At 62.0% G+C, this 14,399-nt stretch carries 8 protein-coding genes; 3 read left to right on the top strand and 5 right to left on the bottom strand.

The window, feature by feature from the left end; all coding sequences use genetic code 11:
• The first annotated feature begins 212 nt into the window (after positions 1-212).
• Together ACFSUD_RS11185 and ACFSUD_RS11190 are read left to right on the top strand one after the other, a co-directional pair.
• Positions 213-3,260, top strand: a complete 3,048-nt coding sequence (locus ACFSUD_RS11185) for an aminotransferase class III-fold pyridoxal phosphate-dependent enzyme (protein ID WP_386374401.1) — start codon at positions 213-215, stop codon at positions 3,258-3,260.
• A 253-nt stretch (positions 3,261-3,513) separates the two neighbouring features.
• The gene (locus ACFSUD_RS11190; RefSeq protein ID WP_386374403.1) at positions 3,514-5,139 is read left to right on the top strand and encodes an ArnT family glycosyltransferase; all 1,626 of its coding nucleotides are present in this window, start codon (positions 3,514-3,516) and stop codon (positions 5,137-5,139) included.
• Between the two features lie 12 nt (positions 5,140-5,151).
• On the opposite strand, the gene ACFSUD_RS11195 is transcribed toward ACFSUD_RS11190, so the two are convergent.
• The 3 genes from ACFSUD_RS11195 to ACFSUD_RS11205 are packed head-to-tail and all read right to left on the bottom strand — an operon-like array spanning position 5,152 to position 8,150.
• Positions 5,152-5,559, bottom strand: a complete 408-nt coding sequence (locus tag ACFSUD_RS11195; RefSeq protein WP_386374405.1) for a GtrA family protein — start codon at positions 5,557-5,559, stop codon at positions 5,152-5,154.
• On the bottom strand, positions 5,540-6,541 hold the full coding sequence (locus ACFSUD_RS11200) for a glycosyltransferase family 2 protein (protein WP_386374407.1): 1,002 nt from the start codon (positions 6,539-6,541) through the stop codon (positions 5,540-5,542). The genes ACFSUD_RS11195 and ACFSUD_RS11200 overlap by 20 nt, the downstream gene beginning before the upstream one ends.
• The gene (locus ACFSUD_RS11205) at positions 6,528-8,150 is read right to left on the bottom strand and encodes a glycosyltransferase family 39 protein (protein ID WP_386374409.1); all 1,623 of its coding nucleotides are present in this window, start codon (positions 8,148-8,150) and stop codon (positions 6,528-6,530) included. Before ACFSUD_RS11205 ends, ACFSUD_RS11200 begins: the two co-directional genes overlap by 14 nt.
• 712 nt (positions 8,151-8,862) lie before the next feature.
• Here ACFSUD_RS11205 and ACFSUD_RS11210 point away from each other — a divergent pair.
• Entirely contained in the window at positions 8,863-11,784 is a 2,922-nt protein-coding gene (locus tag ACFSUD_RS11210; protein ID WP_386374411.1) for a G8 domain-containing protein, read from the top strand.
• A gap of 123 nt (positions 11,785-11,907) precedes the next feature.
• On the opposite strand, the gene ACFSUD_RS11215 is transcribed toward ACFSUD_RS11210, so the two are convergent.
• Both ACFSUD_RS11215 and ACFSUD_RS11220 read right to left on the bottom strand, forming a co-directional pair.
• Positions 11,908-13,602, bottom strand: coding sequence for a hypothetical protein (locus ACFSUD_RS11215; RefSeq protein WP_386374413.1), 1,695 nt, complete (start codon positions 13,600-13,602; stop codon positions 11,908-11,910).
• A 137-nt stretch (positions 13,603-13,739) separates the two neighbouring features.
• On the bottom strand, positions 13,740-14,399 hold a 660-nt coding region (locus tag ACFSUD_RS11220), incomplete at its 5' end, for a type I secretion C-terminal target domain-containing protein (protein ID WP_386374415.1).

A 14,399-nucleotide genomic window follows, 5' to 3' on the forward strand; every position in this document is an offset into this window, starting at 1 on the left:
TTGTTGTGAACGGGGACACAGACTTCCCGTGACGCCATCACGGTGCTGGTCCTGCTCCGCATCTAGGCCCCGGCGCGGCGCCGGTCAATCGGCCCCGTCGCCATAGCGGGCATGCGTTCGGGGCATAGCATGACGCTTCCCGGCCGGGCAGGCATCGCGACAATCGATCTTCCGGTCACGGGGATGCGCTGCTAGGCATGCGGCAGGGTTGAATGATTTCACGCAGGCGGGTGGATAAGATGAGTGCACATTGGCAGCAGGTTCTGGCGCAGCTTTGGGGCATCAAGGCGCGTCTTGTGCCGCTGGATGGTGAATACGACCTTAATTTCATGGTCGAAAGCAGCCCCGGCCATGTGCTGAAGGTCATGCGCCCGGGCTGCGAAGCCGGGTTCATCGACCTGCAATGCCGCGCCTTCGAACATATCCGCGACCGGGCGCCGGGTCTGCCGATCCCCGGTATCGTGCGGACAAGGGAGGGCGAGCTATTCGCCCATGTATCGGATGGGGCGGGAGAGACGCGGCTGGTTTGGCTGCTGGAAAAGGTCGAGGGCCGCGTCTATGCCACGTTCCGCCCGCAGAGCCCGTCCCTGCTTGAAGAGGTTGGCCGGACAATCGGCGCGATGGACCGGGCGTTGGCGGATTTCACCCATGCGGCGCTGCAACGGAATTTCAAATGGAACCTCACGCAGGGCGAATGGATCGCCGAGGATCTGGCGGCGATTGCCGATCCGCGACGCCGCGCGCTCGTGGAGACTATCCTTGCCGAATTCCGCGCCATCAAACCGGAGCTCGACGCGCTGCCGCAGGTGGCGATCCACAATGACGTCAACGATTACAACGTCATCGTCACCGGTTCCCTGACCTCCCCTGCGAAGGTGTCCGGGGTGATCGACCTTGGCGACATGTGCGCCAGCCCGCGGATCTGCGACCTGGCGATTACCTGTGCGTATATGGTGCTGGGGCAGGAAGACCCGGAAGCTGCGCTGGCGGCCGTGGTGGCGGGCTATCATGCGGCCTATCCGCTGAGCGGTGCAGAGGTGGACATGATCTGGCCGCTGCTCCGGATGCGGCTGGCGGTGAGCGTCGTTAATTCCACGCTGATGGCGGTAGAAAACCCCGACGATCCCTATGTGGTGATCTCGCAGAAACCGGCCTGGGATTTTCTGGAGAGCGACAGGGTCAACGCCGGGCTGATCAACGCACGGCTGCGCTCGGCCTGCGGTCTGCCGGTCACCGAAGCGGCGGCGCGGGTGATGGAATGGCTGACCACACAGCGCGGCAGTTTCGCGCCGCTGCTGGGGTGCGATCTGGCAGCGGCGCCGATGGGCTCGCTCTCGGTGGAAAATTCCGCCGAGCCGCAGAACCCTTTCGACCTGCCGCTGGCCGAGGCCGCGACGATCGGTGCCGCCTATGGTGCCCAGCACGAGATCTGGTTGGGATATTATGACGAACCCCGGCTGATCTACACCGCCCCGGCGTTTCGCAAGGGACCGTGGAAAGCCTCGGACCGCCGCAGCGTGCATCTGGCGGTCGATGTTTTCGCCCCGGCGCAGACCGCGCTTTACGCGCCGCTCGACGGGGTGGTGCATATGCTGGAAAACCGCACCGCGCATCTTGATTACGGCGGGGTGATGATCCTGCGCCATGAGACAGAAGCGGGCGATGATTTCTACACCCTCTATGGCCATCTCAACCCGGAGATCTGCACCCGCCTCAAGGTCGGGCAGCGCATTGCCAGGGGCGAGAAGCTGGCGCAGATGGGTGACGTGACCCAATCGGGCGGCTGGGCGCCGCATGTGCATTTCCAGCTGGCGCTGAGCATCGAGGGCATGGGCGCGGACTGGCCCGGCGTTGGCGACCCGGATGAGATGTATCTCTGGCGCGCGCTCTGCCCGAACCCGGCGATGCTGCTCAACCTGCCGGATGCCAAGGTGGCCTATGAGACGCTCAGCACGAAAGACGTGCATGCCGAGCGGCGGGAGCGCTTCGGCGCCAATCTCAAGCTCTCCTATGCCGATCCGGTGATGCTGCTGCGCGGCTGGCGGCATCACCTGTTCGACCAATGGGGGCGACCCTATCTCGACGCCTATAACAACGTGCCCCATGTCGGCCACGCGCATCCGCGCATTCAGGCGGTGGCGGCGGATCAGCTGCGGCGGATGAATTCCAACACCCGCTATCTGCACCCGGCACAGACCGCCTTTGCCGAGAAGATCACCAGCAAGCTGCCCGCGCCGCTGTCGGTATGTTTCTTCGTCAATTCCGGTTCCGAGGCCAACGAGCTGGCGCTGCGGCTGGCCCGCGCGGCCAGCGGCGGGCGCGACATGATCACGCCGGATCACGGCTATCACGGCAATACCACCGGGGCGATGGACCTTTCGGCCTACAAGTTCAACGCGCCGGGCGGGCAGGGGCAGCCGGATTGGGTGCAGCTCGTCGAAGTCGCCGATGAATATCGGGGTAGTTACCGGCGTGACGATCCGCACAGGGCCGAGAAATACGCAGCGCAGGTCGATGATGCGCTGGCGGCGATCGCCGCGCGCGGCGGCAGGCTGGCCGGGTTCATCGCCGAGACCTTCCCCAGCGTCGGCGGCCAGATCATTCCGCCGCAAGGGTATCTGGCCGCAGTCTATCGGCGCATCCGCGCAGCGGGCGGTATCTGTATCGCCGATGAGGTGCAGACCGGGCTGGGACGGCTCGGGGAATATTACTTCGGGTTCGAGGAACAAGGGGCGCTGCCCGACATCGTGGTGCTCGGCAAGCCGATCGGCAACGGTCATCCGCTTGGAGTTGTCGTGACTACCCCCGAAATCGCGGCCGAATTTGCCAAGGGGCCGGAGTATTTCTCAACCTTCGGCGGCTCAACGTTGTCCTGCCGGATGGGCAAGGAAGTGCTCGACATCGTCGATGACGAAGGGCTGATGGAAAATGCCCGCACCATGGGCGATCTGCTGCTCGACGGGCTGCGCGCGTTGCAGGAGCGGCATGTCTCGATCGGGGACGTGCGCGGTTATGGTCTGTTCATCGGCGTCGATCTGGTCCGCGACCGCGACAGCCGTGCCCCGGCGACCGCACTGGCCGATTACGTGAAGAACCGGATGCGCGAGCGCCGGATCCTCATCGGCTGCGAAGGGCCGGATGACAATATCCTCAAGATCCGCCCGCCGCTGAGCATCGAGGCGGAGGATGTGCAGATGCTCCTGAGCAGGCTCGACAGCGTGCTCGACGAGGCGGAAATGCTGGGCGGGATGGCGGAATAACGCGGGGGTCAGGCGGCGGAGAAGGGGATGCGGCGCCCGGCGGTGGCCCAGTCGAGGCGGATAATTCCCGATCAGATCGGACGGATTACGGGAAATTTGTTGCGCCCGGTCGCGGTTTTGGACCATTATTGAGAAAAACCAAGGGTGTTTGACCCGGGCGGCACCTGCCATGCCGAAATACGCCATGGCTGACCGTGAAACCGCCTATATGCGGAGCTTTTTTGATAACGTCGTTATTCTTGGAGGCCCAACGATGACCCAACCAATTTCGGGTTTAGACGGTCATACCCAAAATGTAACGCCTGCCCTCAGCGGCACCGTGGTCTTCGCGCTTGGACTCTTCGTTGTCGCTGTCGCCCTGCGTCTCACGCAGCTCGACGGGGCGATCTATTACGACGAATATTATCACCTGCTGGCGGCGACGAGCCGGTCGCAGGACGGGAGCCTGGACATCTATCAGGGCGCCTATACCCGCGCGCCGCTCTATACGATCTTCACCAGCTGGGTCTTCGATCTGACAGGGGGCCCCGATGTCGCGATGGCGCGCCTGCCGAATGTTCTTTTCGGGGCGCTGCTGGCGGTGGGCGTGAGCATCTGGACACGCTGCATCGCCGGACCTTTGGCGGGGTGGATCGTGGCGCTTTGCGTGATCTTCTGGCCGAACGGCATCTACCTGTCGCAGCTCGTGCGATTCTATGCGCTGCACGGGCTGATCTTCTTTGTCGGGGCGATCGCGGCCTATGACCTGTTCCGCCCGGATGCGACGACGGCCCGTCGTCTGCTGATGCTGCTTCTCAGCGGGACGATGATGTTCCTGGCGCTGCAGTTTCAGGACAGCACGCTGGTCGGGGCCATGGCGATCGCGCTCTGGGCAGCGCTGACCGTGCTTCTCCCCTTGCTGCTGCGCCAGAGCCGGGGTCTCATTTTCGGCGTCCTTGCCGCGCTTCTGGTTCTCGCGGTGGCCGGTTTTGCCACGGGTATGGTGCAGGACAGCTGGGCCGCCTATCGCAGTTCGCCCTGGGATCGCGACCCGACCGGCTATCACCGGGCGCTGCGCGATCTCTACCCGGTGCTCTGGCCCCTGACACCGGTGATCGCGGTCTTTGCCATCCATGACCGGCTGCGCCCGGCGGGGTTCTGCGCGTTTATCGCGGCCTTCGGACTGCTGGCCCATTCCTTCGCGGGTGTGCAGAATATCCGGCATATCTATTACCTCTCTCCGTTCCTTTTCGCGCTGTGGGCGATGGGCCTGCAGGCGGTGCTGCCGCCAATTCTCCGTCGCATCAGAAATGCAATCGCCGGGATCGTCGGAAACGGGAGGGCGCGCGCGCTGACCGGTTTCGTGCTGATCGGCGTCCTGCTCTTTGCCATGTTTGCCCAGTCGGCGGTGATGCAGACTTTCAAGGATGTCATCGGCGGCGCGCTGCACCGGGAACCCCAGGCCCAGTTCGACGAGGTCTTCGCCGTGCTTGACGATTACGATGGTGAGGACAGGGTGATCGTGGTCACGAATGACATGGAAACGATCTATCATCGCGGGCGGTTCGATCTGACCTATAGCCGCAACTGGCTGCCGGAGATGGGGGAGGTGGAATTCGCGACCGACCCGCGCAACGGTCGTCCGCTGATCAGTACCGAGGAATCGCTCGGCATGGTGGTTCAGGCCTATCCATCCGGCCTGTTCCTCGCGCCGCGCAGCTGGTGGTCCGACTGGTTCGGCTACAACGATGTCATTCCCTTCCTCGCCGCGTTCAACCAGCCCAATGTCGAATGGTCGATCGAGAAGCTGGAGCGGATGGTCCTGCTGCGCTGGACCACCGACCCGGTGATGCAGGACCCGCAGCTGGCGGATGTCAGGGAAAAGATCGCGGCCGAATGAGTGCTGTCGGGCCTAGGGCTCGGTCGCGAGGAAACCCCAGAACCGGCTGGCGAGGAAGGTCCCGACAGGCACGATCAGGATGGCGATGCTGAGCGCGGTGGCCTTGCTGACGATGCCCGCCGCGACCAGGCCGAACAGCACGACGTTGTTGATGAGGAAGCCGACAAGCGCGATGATGCCGTAGCGTCGGAATGCCCGTGCCAGCGGCGCCGTCCCGGCGAAGGTGTAATATTGATGACCGGCAAACCCCGCGACGAAGGCCACGGCGAAGCCAATGACATTGGAAAGCGCCAGCGGCACGACGCCCGTCGCCAGCGCCAACTGAGCGCAGAGCAGATGCACCAGGGTCGCACCGGCACCGACGATGGCGAAGCGCAGCGCGCCGAGGAGCTCGCTCAGGCTATTGCGGTTTCTGAACATGCTTGCCTTCCCGATAGATTCCCTGAAGCAGGTAAAGGGGGCGCTGCTTGCTCTCCAAAAACAGTCGCGACATGTATTCCCCGATCACGCCGAGCGAAATCAACTGCACGCCACCGAGGAAGAGCACCGCGGTCATGATGGAGGCATAGCCCGGAACGTCGCGTCCGAAGACCAATGTGCGCAAAACGATGACCAGGGCAAAGATCACCGAGCCAAGCGCCACGCTCATGCCGATGTAGGTCCATATCCGCAGCGGCAGGGTCGAGAAGCTGACCAGACCTTCGAGCGCGAAATTCCAGAGCCGCCAGTAATTGAACTTGGTGGTCCCGGCCGCGCGATGGGCGCGCACATAGCCGACACCGATGGAGGGGAAACCGACCCAGGCGAAGATTCCCTTCATGAACCGGGTGCGCTCGGGCATGGATTTGACCGCATCCACGACAACCCGGTCCATCAATCTGAAATCGCCGACGTCGCGGGGGATCTCGGTTTCGGCGAGACGATTGAACAGCCGGTAGAACAGATTGGCGGTCATTCTCTTGCTGCGGGTGTCGCTGTTGCGGTCGTTGCGGATGCCATAGACGACGTCATAGCCATGGTTCCAGCGATCGAGAAAGTCGTGGATCACCTCGGGCGGATCCTGCAGATCCGCATCCATCGGGATGACGACATCACCGGTTGCCGCGTCGATTCCGGCGCTCATCGCCGCCTCCTTGCCGAAATTGCGGCTGAGATCGACGACCACGACGCGCGGGTCCCGCCTGCAGAAGGCGAGCAGCTTGTCCAGCGTGTCATCCGGGCTGCCATCGTTGACGAAAACATACTCGAGCCGCTTGTCGGGCAGGGCCTTGTCCACCGCCTCGATGAACAGGCCGACGGTCTCGCTCTCGGCGTAGCAGGGCACGACCAGGGAGATCAGCGGATCGACGACCCGGGCCGGGCGCGGCGGGCGCGGCGAGTCCGCGAGCTCAACTATTTCCATCAGGTCTCTCCCATTTCGCGTAAAAACGTCTGCCGTGCGGCACGGGAGGCTCCTCTGCGCCGATGAAACCGGCTGCTTCGAGCGTCTGCACGATCGGATCATACAGCAGCGTCTTGTCGGATTCCATGTTGCCGCGCGTGATGGTGAAAACAAGCAGAACCATCTTGAGTTCGGCCAGCTGCGGCGCAAGCCTCTCGGCGGACTCTGCCCATTGTGCCGGATCGCGGGGCAGGACATAGGCCGCGTTTTCCTCGGGCAGGGCCTGCGCGGCGGCGAGCAGCGTGCCGCGGCCGTTCCCCGGATCAATGATGACGAGACTGTCCCGTACGCCGACCGAGCGCAGCTGATGCGCTATGGACTTGAAGTAGGCACCGCCGCGGTTGCGGTTGGTCTCGTAGCCAAAATTGGCCATGGCAAGTTGCACCGCAATCAGGATCACCAGCGGCGATGCCGCGACATAGGCTTTGCGGCCGAAGGGTGAGGCCAGAACGGTACCGACCAGCAGCGCGCCACGGGCGGCGAGATAACAGAGAAAGGGCGCGAAGAAGAGAAGGTAGCGGAAGGTATCGAACCAGCGGTCGAGCAATATCGAGACCAGCAGGAAACAGAGAAGCCCGGCGGCCGGGACGAACACCGCGATATGCTCCAGGCCGCGCCTTTCCGGCGCCGGGGCGGGATGCAGCATGATCCGCAGCGTTCCGATCAGCATCAGCAGCAGGACGACACCGCGCAGGGCATTCTGCAAGATGTCGGGAAAACCGCCATGGGTTGCGGAGATCACCTGGGCGGGGAGCAGCAACATCATCCGTTTCGACCAGGGCAATACGCCTTGAAACCCGGCCATTTGCTCGGGCCGCGCGCCCAGATGCTCAAGCATGACCGGCAACCAGGGTGCAAAGACGCAGGCGCAGACCAGCGGTGCGATCAGCCCCGCCGGATCGCGGTTCCGCGTCGTTTCGATCATCCGCCATCCCAACAGCGGCAGGACGACGAAGAGCGCGAAGTAATGGGTCAGGAGCAGGCCGCCGCAGGTCAGGCCGAGCAGGAAATCGATCCTGAAACGACCTTGCCCGCTCCCGCACCGGGCGGCGAGGATCAGCAGCCGCCACGCCAGGATCACCAGCAGCAATACCAGCGCATAGCCCCGCGCATCCTGCGCCGTGGTAATCGCGGCGAAGGAGAGCGCATAGACCAGCATCACCCCGAGGCCCGTCCTTTCCCCGACCTGTCCCAGCAACCGCCTGTAGAGGAGCGCGGAGAACAACACGAGCACCAGCGACAGACCCCGCACAACGACAAGCTGTGTGCCGAAGATCAGCGTCGCCGCATGGGCAAGGATGAAATAGAGCGGAGGGTGCACATCGGTTTCGATGTAGCGTCGAATCAATTCCGGAAGCGATGTCGTACCGGTCACAAAGGTCTTCAGGGCGCCGATATCGACGAATCCGAATTCCTGAGCCGCCAGCCGCTGTCCGGAGAGCGACTGCAGGGTGATGGCCTCGTCATACCAGATGGAGCGGCTGAGGATGCCGACGAGGTAGATGCCGCCGATGCCCGCGCATAACAGCAGCGTCGACGCCCAGTGACGATGAAAAACCCATTGTTGCAAAGGTAATTGCCTGGAAGATATGCGAATAAACTATCCGGGAAACGTAGCACCCGGCGCGCCGGAAAAGCAACGATGACGACATCGTCAGACGCGAAGAAACGATCTTTTCGCGCTCCTCGGGATTCGAATCGATGACTTATCGGCATGGGAGAAGTCAGCCGTGTTTGGTGGAGATTTGCCTTTATAGAGGGGAAATCCGGGGGGTTGACCTGCCCGGAAACGCGCGAACCGGCCTGCCTACTGACTTTCCTTCCGATGTCCATCCCCCAAACGAGGATTAAACCCGACGTAAACTTGACCTTCATTCGAATCGGCAGGTTGCCGCTGTCATGATCTCTGCCAACTGGCTGATGTTCGCGTTGTTGCGGCTTCGGAAACAATCAAGGTTTCGGTCGTTAGCGATTACTTTAAAGGTCCGTGTCATCAACAAGGCGGCGACGCTGCGAATTGAGCGAGGAACGAAGACCCGAGCAGTTGAACTGAAGATCTGAAAGAGCACCGCCGCTGAAAGGCAGTTCAGCGGCTCCCACCCTCATGAAACGTCCGCCGAAAGCATCGCCGGGCGACGAAAAACGCTTGGTCGATGCAGCCCATCGCCAGGCGTCGACAACGAACGTGAAATCCGATCATCCCAACAAGGGGTGACGTGAAGAAGGCAATAAAATCAATGAACGAAGCTAGCATGACGACCCATATGGAGCAAGCAGAAAGCTTGGCCAGTAGCAAGAATGCTACCCATACAGCCGTGAAATCCGGCGATTGGTCCGACCCCAAGACCTGGGCAGGCGGCAAGGTCCCCGGTACCGACGCGCAGGTCTATATCCCCAAGAATGTCGCGGTCACCTATGACGTGGACAACGAGGTTGCACTTGAGACGGTTCGCGTCGATGGCACGCTGAGCTGGGCAAAGGACATGTCCACCGAGATGCTCGTGGAAACCATCGTGACCGGACATGGGTCCAAGCTCGAAATCGGTACGGCCGATGGCGCGCTGGCTGCCCAGCATGACGCGACGATCACCTTCCGGGATACGTCGATCGACAAGGCCGCAGATCCCGGCCAGCTGAGCCACGGTCTCGTAGCCTTTGGCGAGGTAGAGATCCAGGGCGCGGAAAAGGAAAGCCACCTCACCCTCAAAGGCGGTGCCAAGGCGGGTGCCACGTCGGTCAAGGTCGACGGCTCCCTGCAGAACTGGAAAGTGGGCGATACCGTTCTGCTGGTAGGCACCGGAAACGGCAGCAAGGACGAAGAGCGCACCATCACCAAGGTTTCCGGCGATGTGATCAGCCTCGATAAGGCGCTGTCCCACAACCACGAGCCGCCCGCAGGTATCGACGCCGACGCCTATATCGGCAACCTGTCCCGCAACGTGACCTTCACGTCGGAAAATCCCGAAGGTACGCGCGGTCACGTGATGCTGCACAACGGCATGGCCAATGCCGACGGTGAGGCCAATGCGGTACGCTTCGCTGCCTTCGAGGACATGGGTCGCACCGACAGCAGCCGCACCACCGGCACCGAAGACAACCCGATCGGCCGCTATCCGCTGCACCTGCACATGATCGGCGACGAGCCCGATTCCGCCCCTTCGATGCTCGAGGGCAACGCGGTCAACGGCAGCCCGGGCTGGGGCATCACCCAGCACCAGAGCCACGCCATGGTCATCAACAACATCGTCTATGACACGGTCGGCTCCGGCATTGCTTCGGAATCCGGAAGCGAAACCGGCGCGTGGAACGACAACCTGGTTTCCTCCGTTGCCGATTACGACGTGCTCGATGCCGAGGGGCGCCACGCCCAGCCCGGCGATGAAGGCGCTGCCTATGAGAACCAGTCGCGGGTAATCACCCAGTCCGGCAACATCGCCGCCAACGCGCGGATCGGCTGGAACTTCAGCGGACGGGAAGATTTCGAGCTCGGGCCGACGCAGGACGGCGCGCATCGCAAGATGTTCGACCGTGAACAGCTCGCCTATGATCCCTCGCCCTTCGATGTCGCGATCGACCACGAGGAACCGGCGCTCGTCGATTTCAACGACAACACGGTGATCAACGCGCATACCGGATTCCGGGTGTTCCACCGCCAGACCTCAGACGATACCGATACCATGAGCGTGGTGCGCAACTTCGATGTCTATAATGTCGACAATGCCGTTCGGCTCGACAATTACGCATCGAATTATCAGTTCATGGATTCGGTCTGGCACGGCAGCAACGAGGGTTTCTCGATCGCGCGCAAGACCTCCTCGGTGGTCTTCAACAATGTCGATTTCCACGGTTTCGACACCGGCTACAAGAGCCATGCGGTGAACCACGAAGTGGTGCTGATCGATACGACCTTCAACAACGTGAAGAAGGATTTCGACCAGTTCGACCTGATGAAGAACGCCACCGACGGCGGGGTGCGGAACGAGTTGCTCGATTACTACCAGAAGAAGCACGGTATCGACTATGCCGATCCCAAGCCGCTGATCTTCAGCAAATCGGACCTCACCGAGAAGTCGGAAGTGACCTTCACCCCGAATGAAGGTGCGGATCTGACGATCGGACCGAAAGACGGGTCGATCTCCTTCACCGGCACGATCACGGATTCGGTCGGCCCGCGCCGGTTCAACGAATACGTGATTGCCAAGACCCCGAAAGGCACTGGCAGCAGCAAGGATTTCGAAGGCATCGACGTCAATTTCGGCAGCGGGAACGAGGCACGCCAGAAGGATTTCACCCGGGACGAATTCCTTTCGACCCATGGTGCGTTCCAGAAGGCCGATGGCAGCTGGGTCAGCCCCGTGGTGAACTGGATCACCGATCGTATGACCGGTGATCAGCACCCCGTCATCATCGAGATCAAACTCGAAGGTTTTGCCGAAGGTGCGCTCGATCAATACGCGCTGTCCGAATATCCTGATCCGGGCATCAACAACCTTGGCTGGTTCGCGGAGAATGGCCAGGGCGGCGGTGTCGCGGGTGACAATGGTGACGATTCGAACGCCAAGCCGAAACCGAAGCCCGAGTCAAAACCGGAACCGAAGCCCGAGCCAAAACCGGAGCCCAAGCCCGAATCCAAGCCGGAGCCTGATGTCGATGAGAAGCCGGAGACTGGCGATGTAGAAACGCCCGAAACGGACGGTGACAAGGACGATCTCGAAAAGCCGGCAACCAAGCCGGAGAAGGGCGAGAACACTGATGGCGACAAGCCCGAGGTCGAAGTCAAGCCGGAGCTGCCGAACAACAACGGCAATCAGGGTGTGGCCCCCTCTCAGGTGATCGAGGGATCGAGCGGCCGCGATACCCTGCAGGGATCGAGCGCGGACGAGATCATCGAAGGTGGTGCCGGCAAGGACAAGCTCTTCGGTGGGGAAGGGGCAGATGTCTTCCTCTTCGACACGGATGCGCTTGACGGCTATCGCAACGAGGTGATGGACTTCTCGCTGGCCCAGGGCGACAAGGTCGATCTCTCTTCGATCGCCAGCAGCTATGGTCTGGACGCTGCCGGAATGGAGGACGCTATCTCGGTCCGTGACATCAAGCCGGGGATGCGCATAACCCTGGACCTCGATGGCGAAAGCCATGTCCTGGCCGTGCTGCACGGTGTGGAGACCCAGAACTTCGTCGAAGCCGACGCCTGGATTCTCTGACGGGAAATCCCCTGACAATGCCACCCGGGGTCTTTGCCCCGGGTGGCGCTGTTGCAAGACCATGCTGAGAGCATTGCGAAAGAGCGGTATCAGCCCGACCTGTCGCAGGCTCACTCCCCGTTTTTACCGACACCGTGCCGCCCAGCTCACGGCCTCCGCGACGGGCGATGCCAAGGAATTTGGCAGCGTTTCCCTGCGGATGAGCAGGTACCAATACCCATTCATCGCCTGTGCCACGAATTTTTCTGACAGATAGGTTTCGTAAGCGCAGAGCAGGTCATGGCTGACCTGGCGATCTTGGGGATATCGGGGCACCATCACGATCTGCGCATCGCTGAGGATCTTGGACGGGTCCGGCGGATTGGCGAAGTCGATCTCGCGTAGAGACCGCGCGATCATGACCCCTTTCGGCGGAATCGTCCGCGTCAGCATCGGAAAGGGATTCATGAAATCTATACTTTCGATCCGCAATTTCGGAGCTGCGTGACGCACCGGTTTCAGCAGTGCGAGACCGGACAGGTAGCTTTGGGCCAGAACGCTGTTGCGCCAGTAGATCATTGACAGGCGCGGCAGGATTTGGTCCTGGAAGGCTTCGATCGACAGGGGAAAATCGTCACCGGCCGCGAAACTTTCATGCAACGCGCTGGATTGCCGGTTCTGCACGAGACCATCGAGCGCGCCGGGATAATAGAGCATCTCCTCGCCACGCGGCGGCGGCTTTGCCAGCACACGCAGCCCGCGTGCCCAATCCACCATCGGCACACTCAATATGGCGAGAATGAACACCGCCGATACGAGCGAAAGCGCCGCGCGGGGTTGCCTGAACCTCGGGCTTTGATCGCCGTTCACATAGATGACATTGGCCGCCCAGAGCCAGGGAAACGCCAGGGTCAGCAGGTATTGATACTGAAAATTCTGGTTGAAATTCATCAAACTCGCGAGAAGCACGGCGCCGAGCACCAGCGACGTTCGCAACATCAGTTTCGGATCGGGGAGAAGACGATAGAGTCGCAGGGCATGGAGAAGGAAGACGCAGCCCGCGAGAAAGAGGAATATCTCGCCCTTGATCGACAGGAATTCCGACATCGGCTTGATCCGTCCGCCGCTGACGGAGATCACCGCCATGACGTCGGCTATGTAACCGAGGAAGAGATCGCTGAAGAGCAGCGCAACGCCGATCAGGCCGAGGGCGAGCAGCGCCAGCGCAACCCAGAAGACCCGTTTGGCGCCAAAGGCCAGCAGGCCCAGGACGATCAGCCCCAGAAAGGTCAGAAAGAAGGAGATCTTGGCGAAGAACAGCACGATACCGAGCAGTGCCAGGATCCACCCGTCGAGCAATTCGAGCCCCCGCGTGGAGCGCCGTCGCGGCAGCAGCGCGGTGGCTGTCAACAGCAGGAACACCCAGCCAATCCGGTTGTAATGAAGCGCCATCGTCAGGTCACGGTGACCGCCTCCGAACATCATGGGACTGCTCACCGCAAGGGTGCAGAAGGCGGCCAGCAGCAGCGCCATCGCCATCGGCAACCGCCCGAGCGTCAGGCATAGCCCCGTCGCAAGGGTCAGGCAGCCGAAAGCGAAGAGGCTGGCCTTCAGCGCCAGACCCATCGAGCCGGTCAGCTCATAGAACCCGGCGGGCACAAGGAACATCAGCGCCCCGATGGGCGTGTGAAAATCGCTGTGTATCTGCTGGCCGAGACTCAGGCGATAGACCGCATCCGCCCAGAGCATCGTGTCCTGCATGAACCGGCCGATCAGGAAATATTTGTGGTTCAGCAGCGCATAGGCCAGCACAGAGAGCAGGAGCAGCGCAAAGAGCAAGGCGATGCCGGGCGCGGGCGGGCGCGGCAGCAGATCCGCGTCCCGCTCCGTCCGGACGCCGCGCAGAGACGACCTCCCGGTGCGCGCGCGCCGCGATAAAGGAGCCTCAAGCTCCGCGTTCCGGCCTCGATGACGCATCAGACGAAGACGATATCGTCAAACGTGATCCCCGCAGCGCTGATCCCTCGGAAATCGGCCAGGGTAGACTGGAACTCCGGGGCATCGATGGAAAGGTAGACGCCCTCCGCATGCTCGGTAAGCGAGGTATAGGACCGCGCCTCCGCTTCGCTCCAGCCGTACCCCGTGGTCAGGAAGGAGATATCCACCCGGTCACCCTCGCTGCTCGCATCGAAACCATTGATCACATCGGTAGCCCCGTCGAGCGCGCCCCGTGCGAAGATGAAGGTATCGCTGCCCGCCAGCCCGTCGAGCGTGTCGATGCCTTCGTCGCCTTCGAGCAGATCATTGCCCGCGCCGCCGGTCAACACGTCATCTCCGGTGCTGCCAAGGAACAACCTGCCCGGCGGCGGACCGCTATCGAGGATGATCGAACCGGCGGCGAGGAAGCTGTTCGCATCCATATTGCGCACCAGCGCAAAGGAGGTCGTGCCGCTCGGCAGGTCGATCTTGAGCTGCAGATCGCCGCCGGACGTGTCGCGGAAGCTCAGCCGATCCATCAGCTCCCCGGCGGTCCAGCCATAGAAGCTGGCCACTTCGGAAAGATCGACCTTGTCGCCCTCGGCAATCGAGAAATCCTCGATATTGTCGCGGTCGCCGACGAGGTCGCTCGCCCGGTA

It is taken from the genome of Sulfitobacter aestuarii (assembly GCF_042685005.1).
GTDB classification, from domain to species: domain Bacteria; phylum Pseudomonadota; class Alphaproteobacteria; order Rhodobacterales; family Rhodobacteraceae; genus Sulfitobacter; species Sulfitobacter aestuarii.

What these genes read in the sequence shown, in the direction of transcription:
- ACFSUD_RS11185 (WP_386374401.1), top strand. Translation starts at nt 213, where the DNA reads ATGATTTCACGCAGGCGGGTGGATAAGATGAGTGCACATTGGCAGCAG.
- ACFSUD_RS11190 (WP_386374403.1), top strand. Translation starts at nt 3,514, where the DNA reads ATGACCCAACCAATTTCGGGTTTAGACGGTCATACCCAAAATGTAACG.
- ACFSUD_RS11195 (WP_386374405.1), bottom strand. Translation starts at nt 5,559, where the DNA reads ATGTTCAGAAACCGCAATAGCCTGAGCGAGCTCCTCGGCGCGCTGCGC.
- ACFSUD_RS11200 (WP_386374407.1), bottom strand. Translation starts at nt 6,541, where the DNA reads ATGGAAATAGTTGAGCTCGCGGACTCGCCGCGCCCGCCGCGCCCGGCC.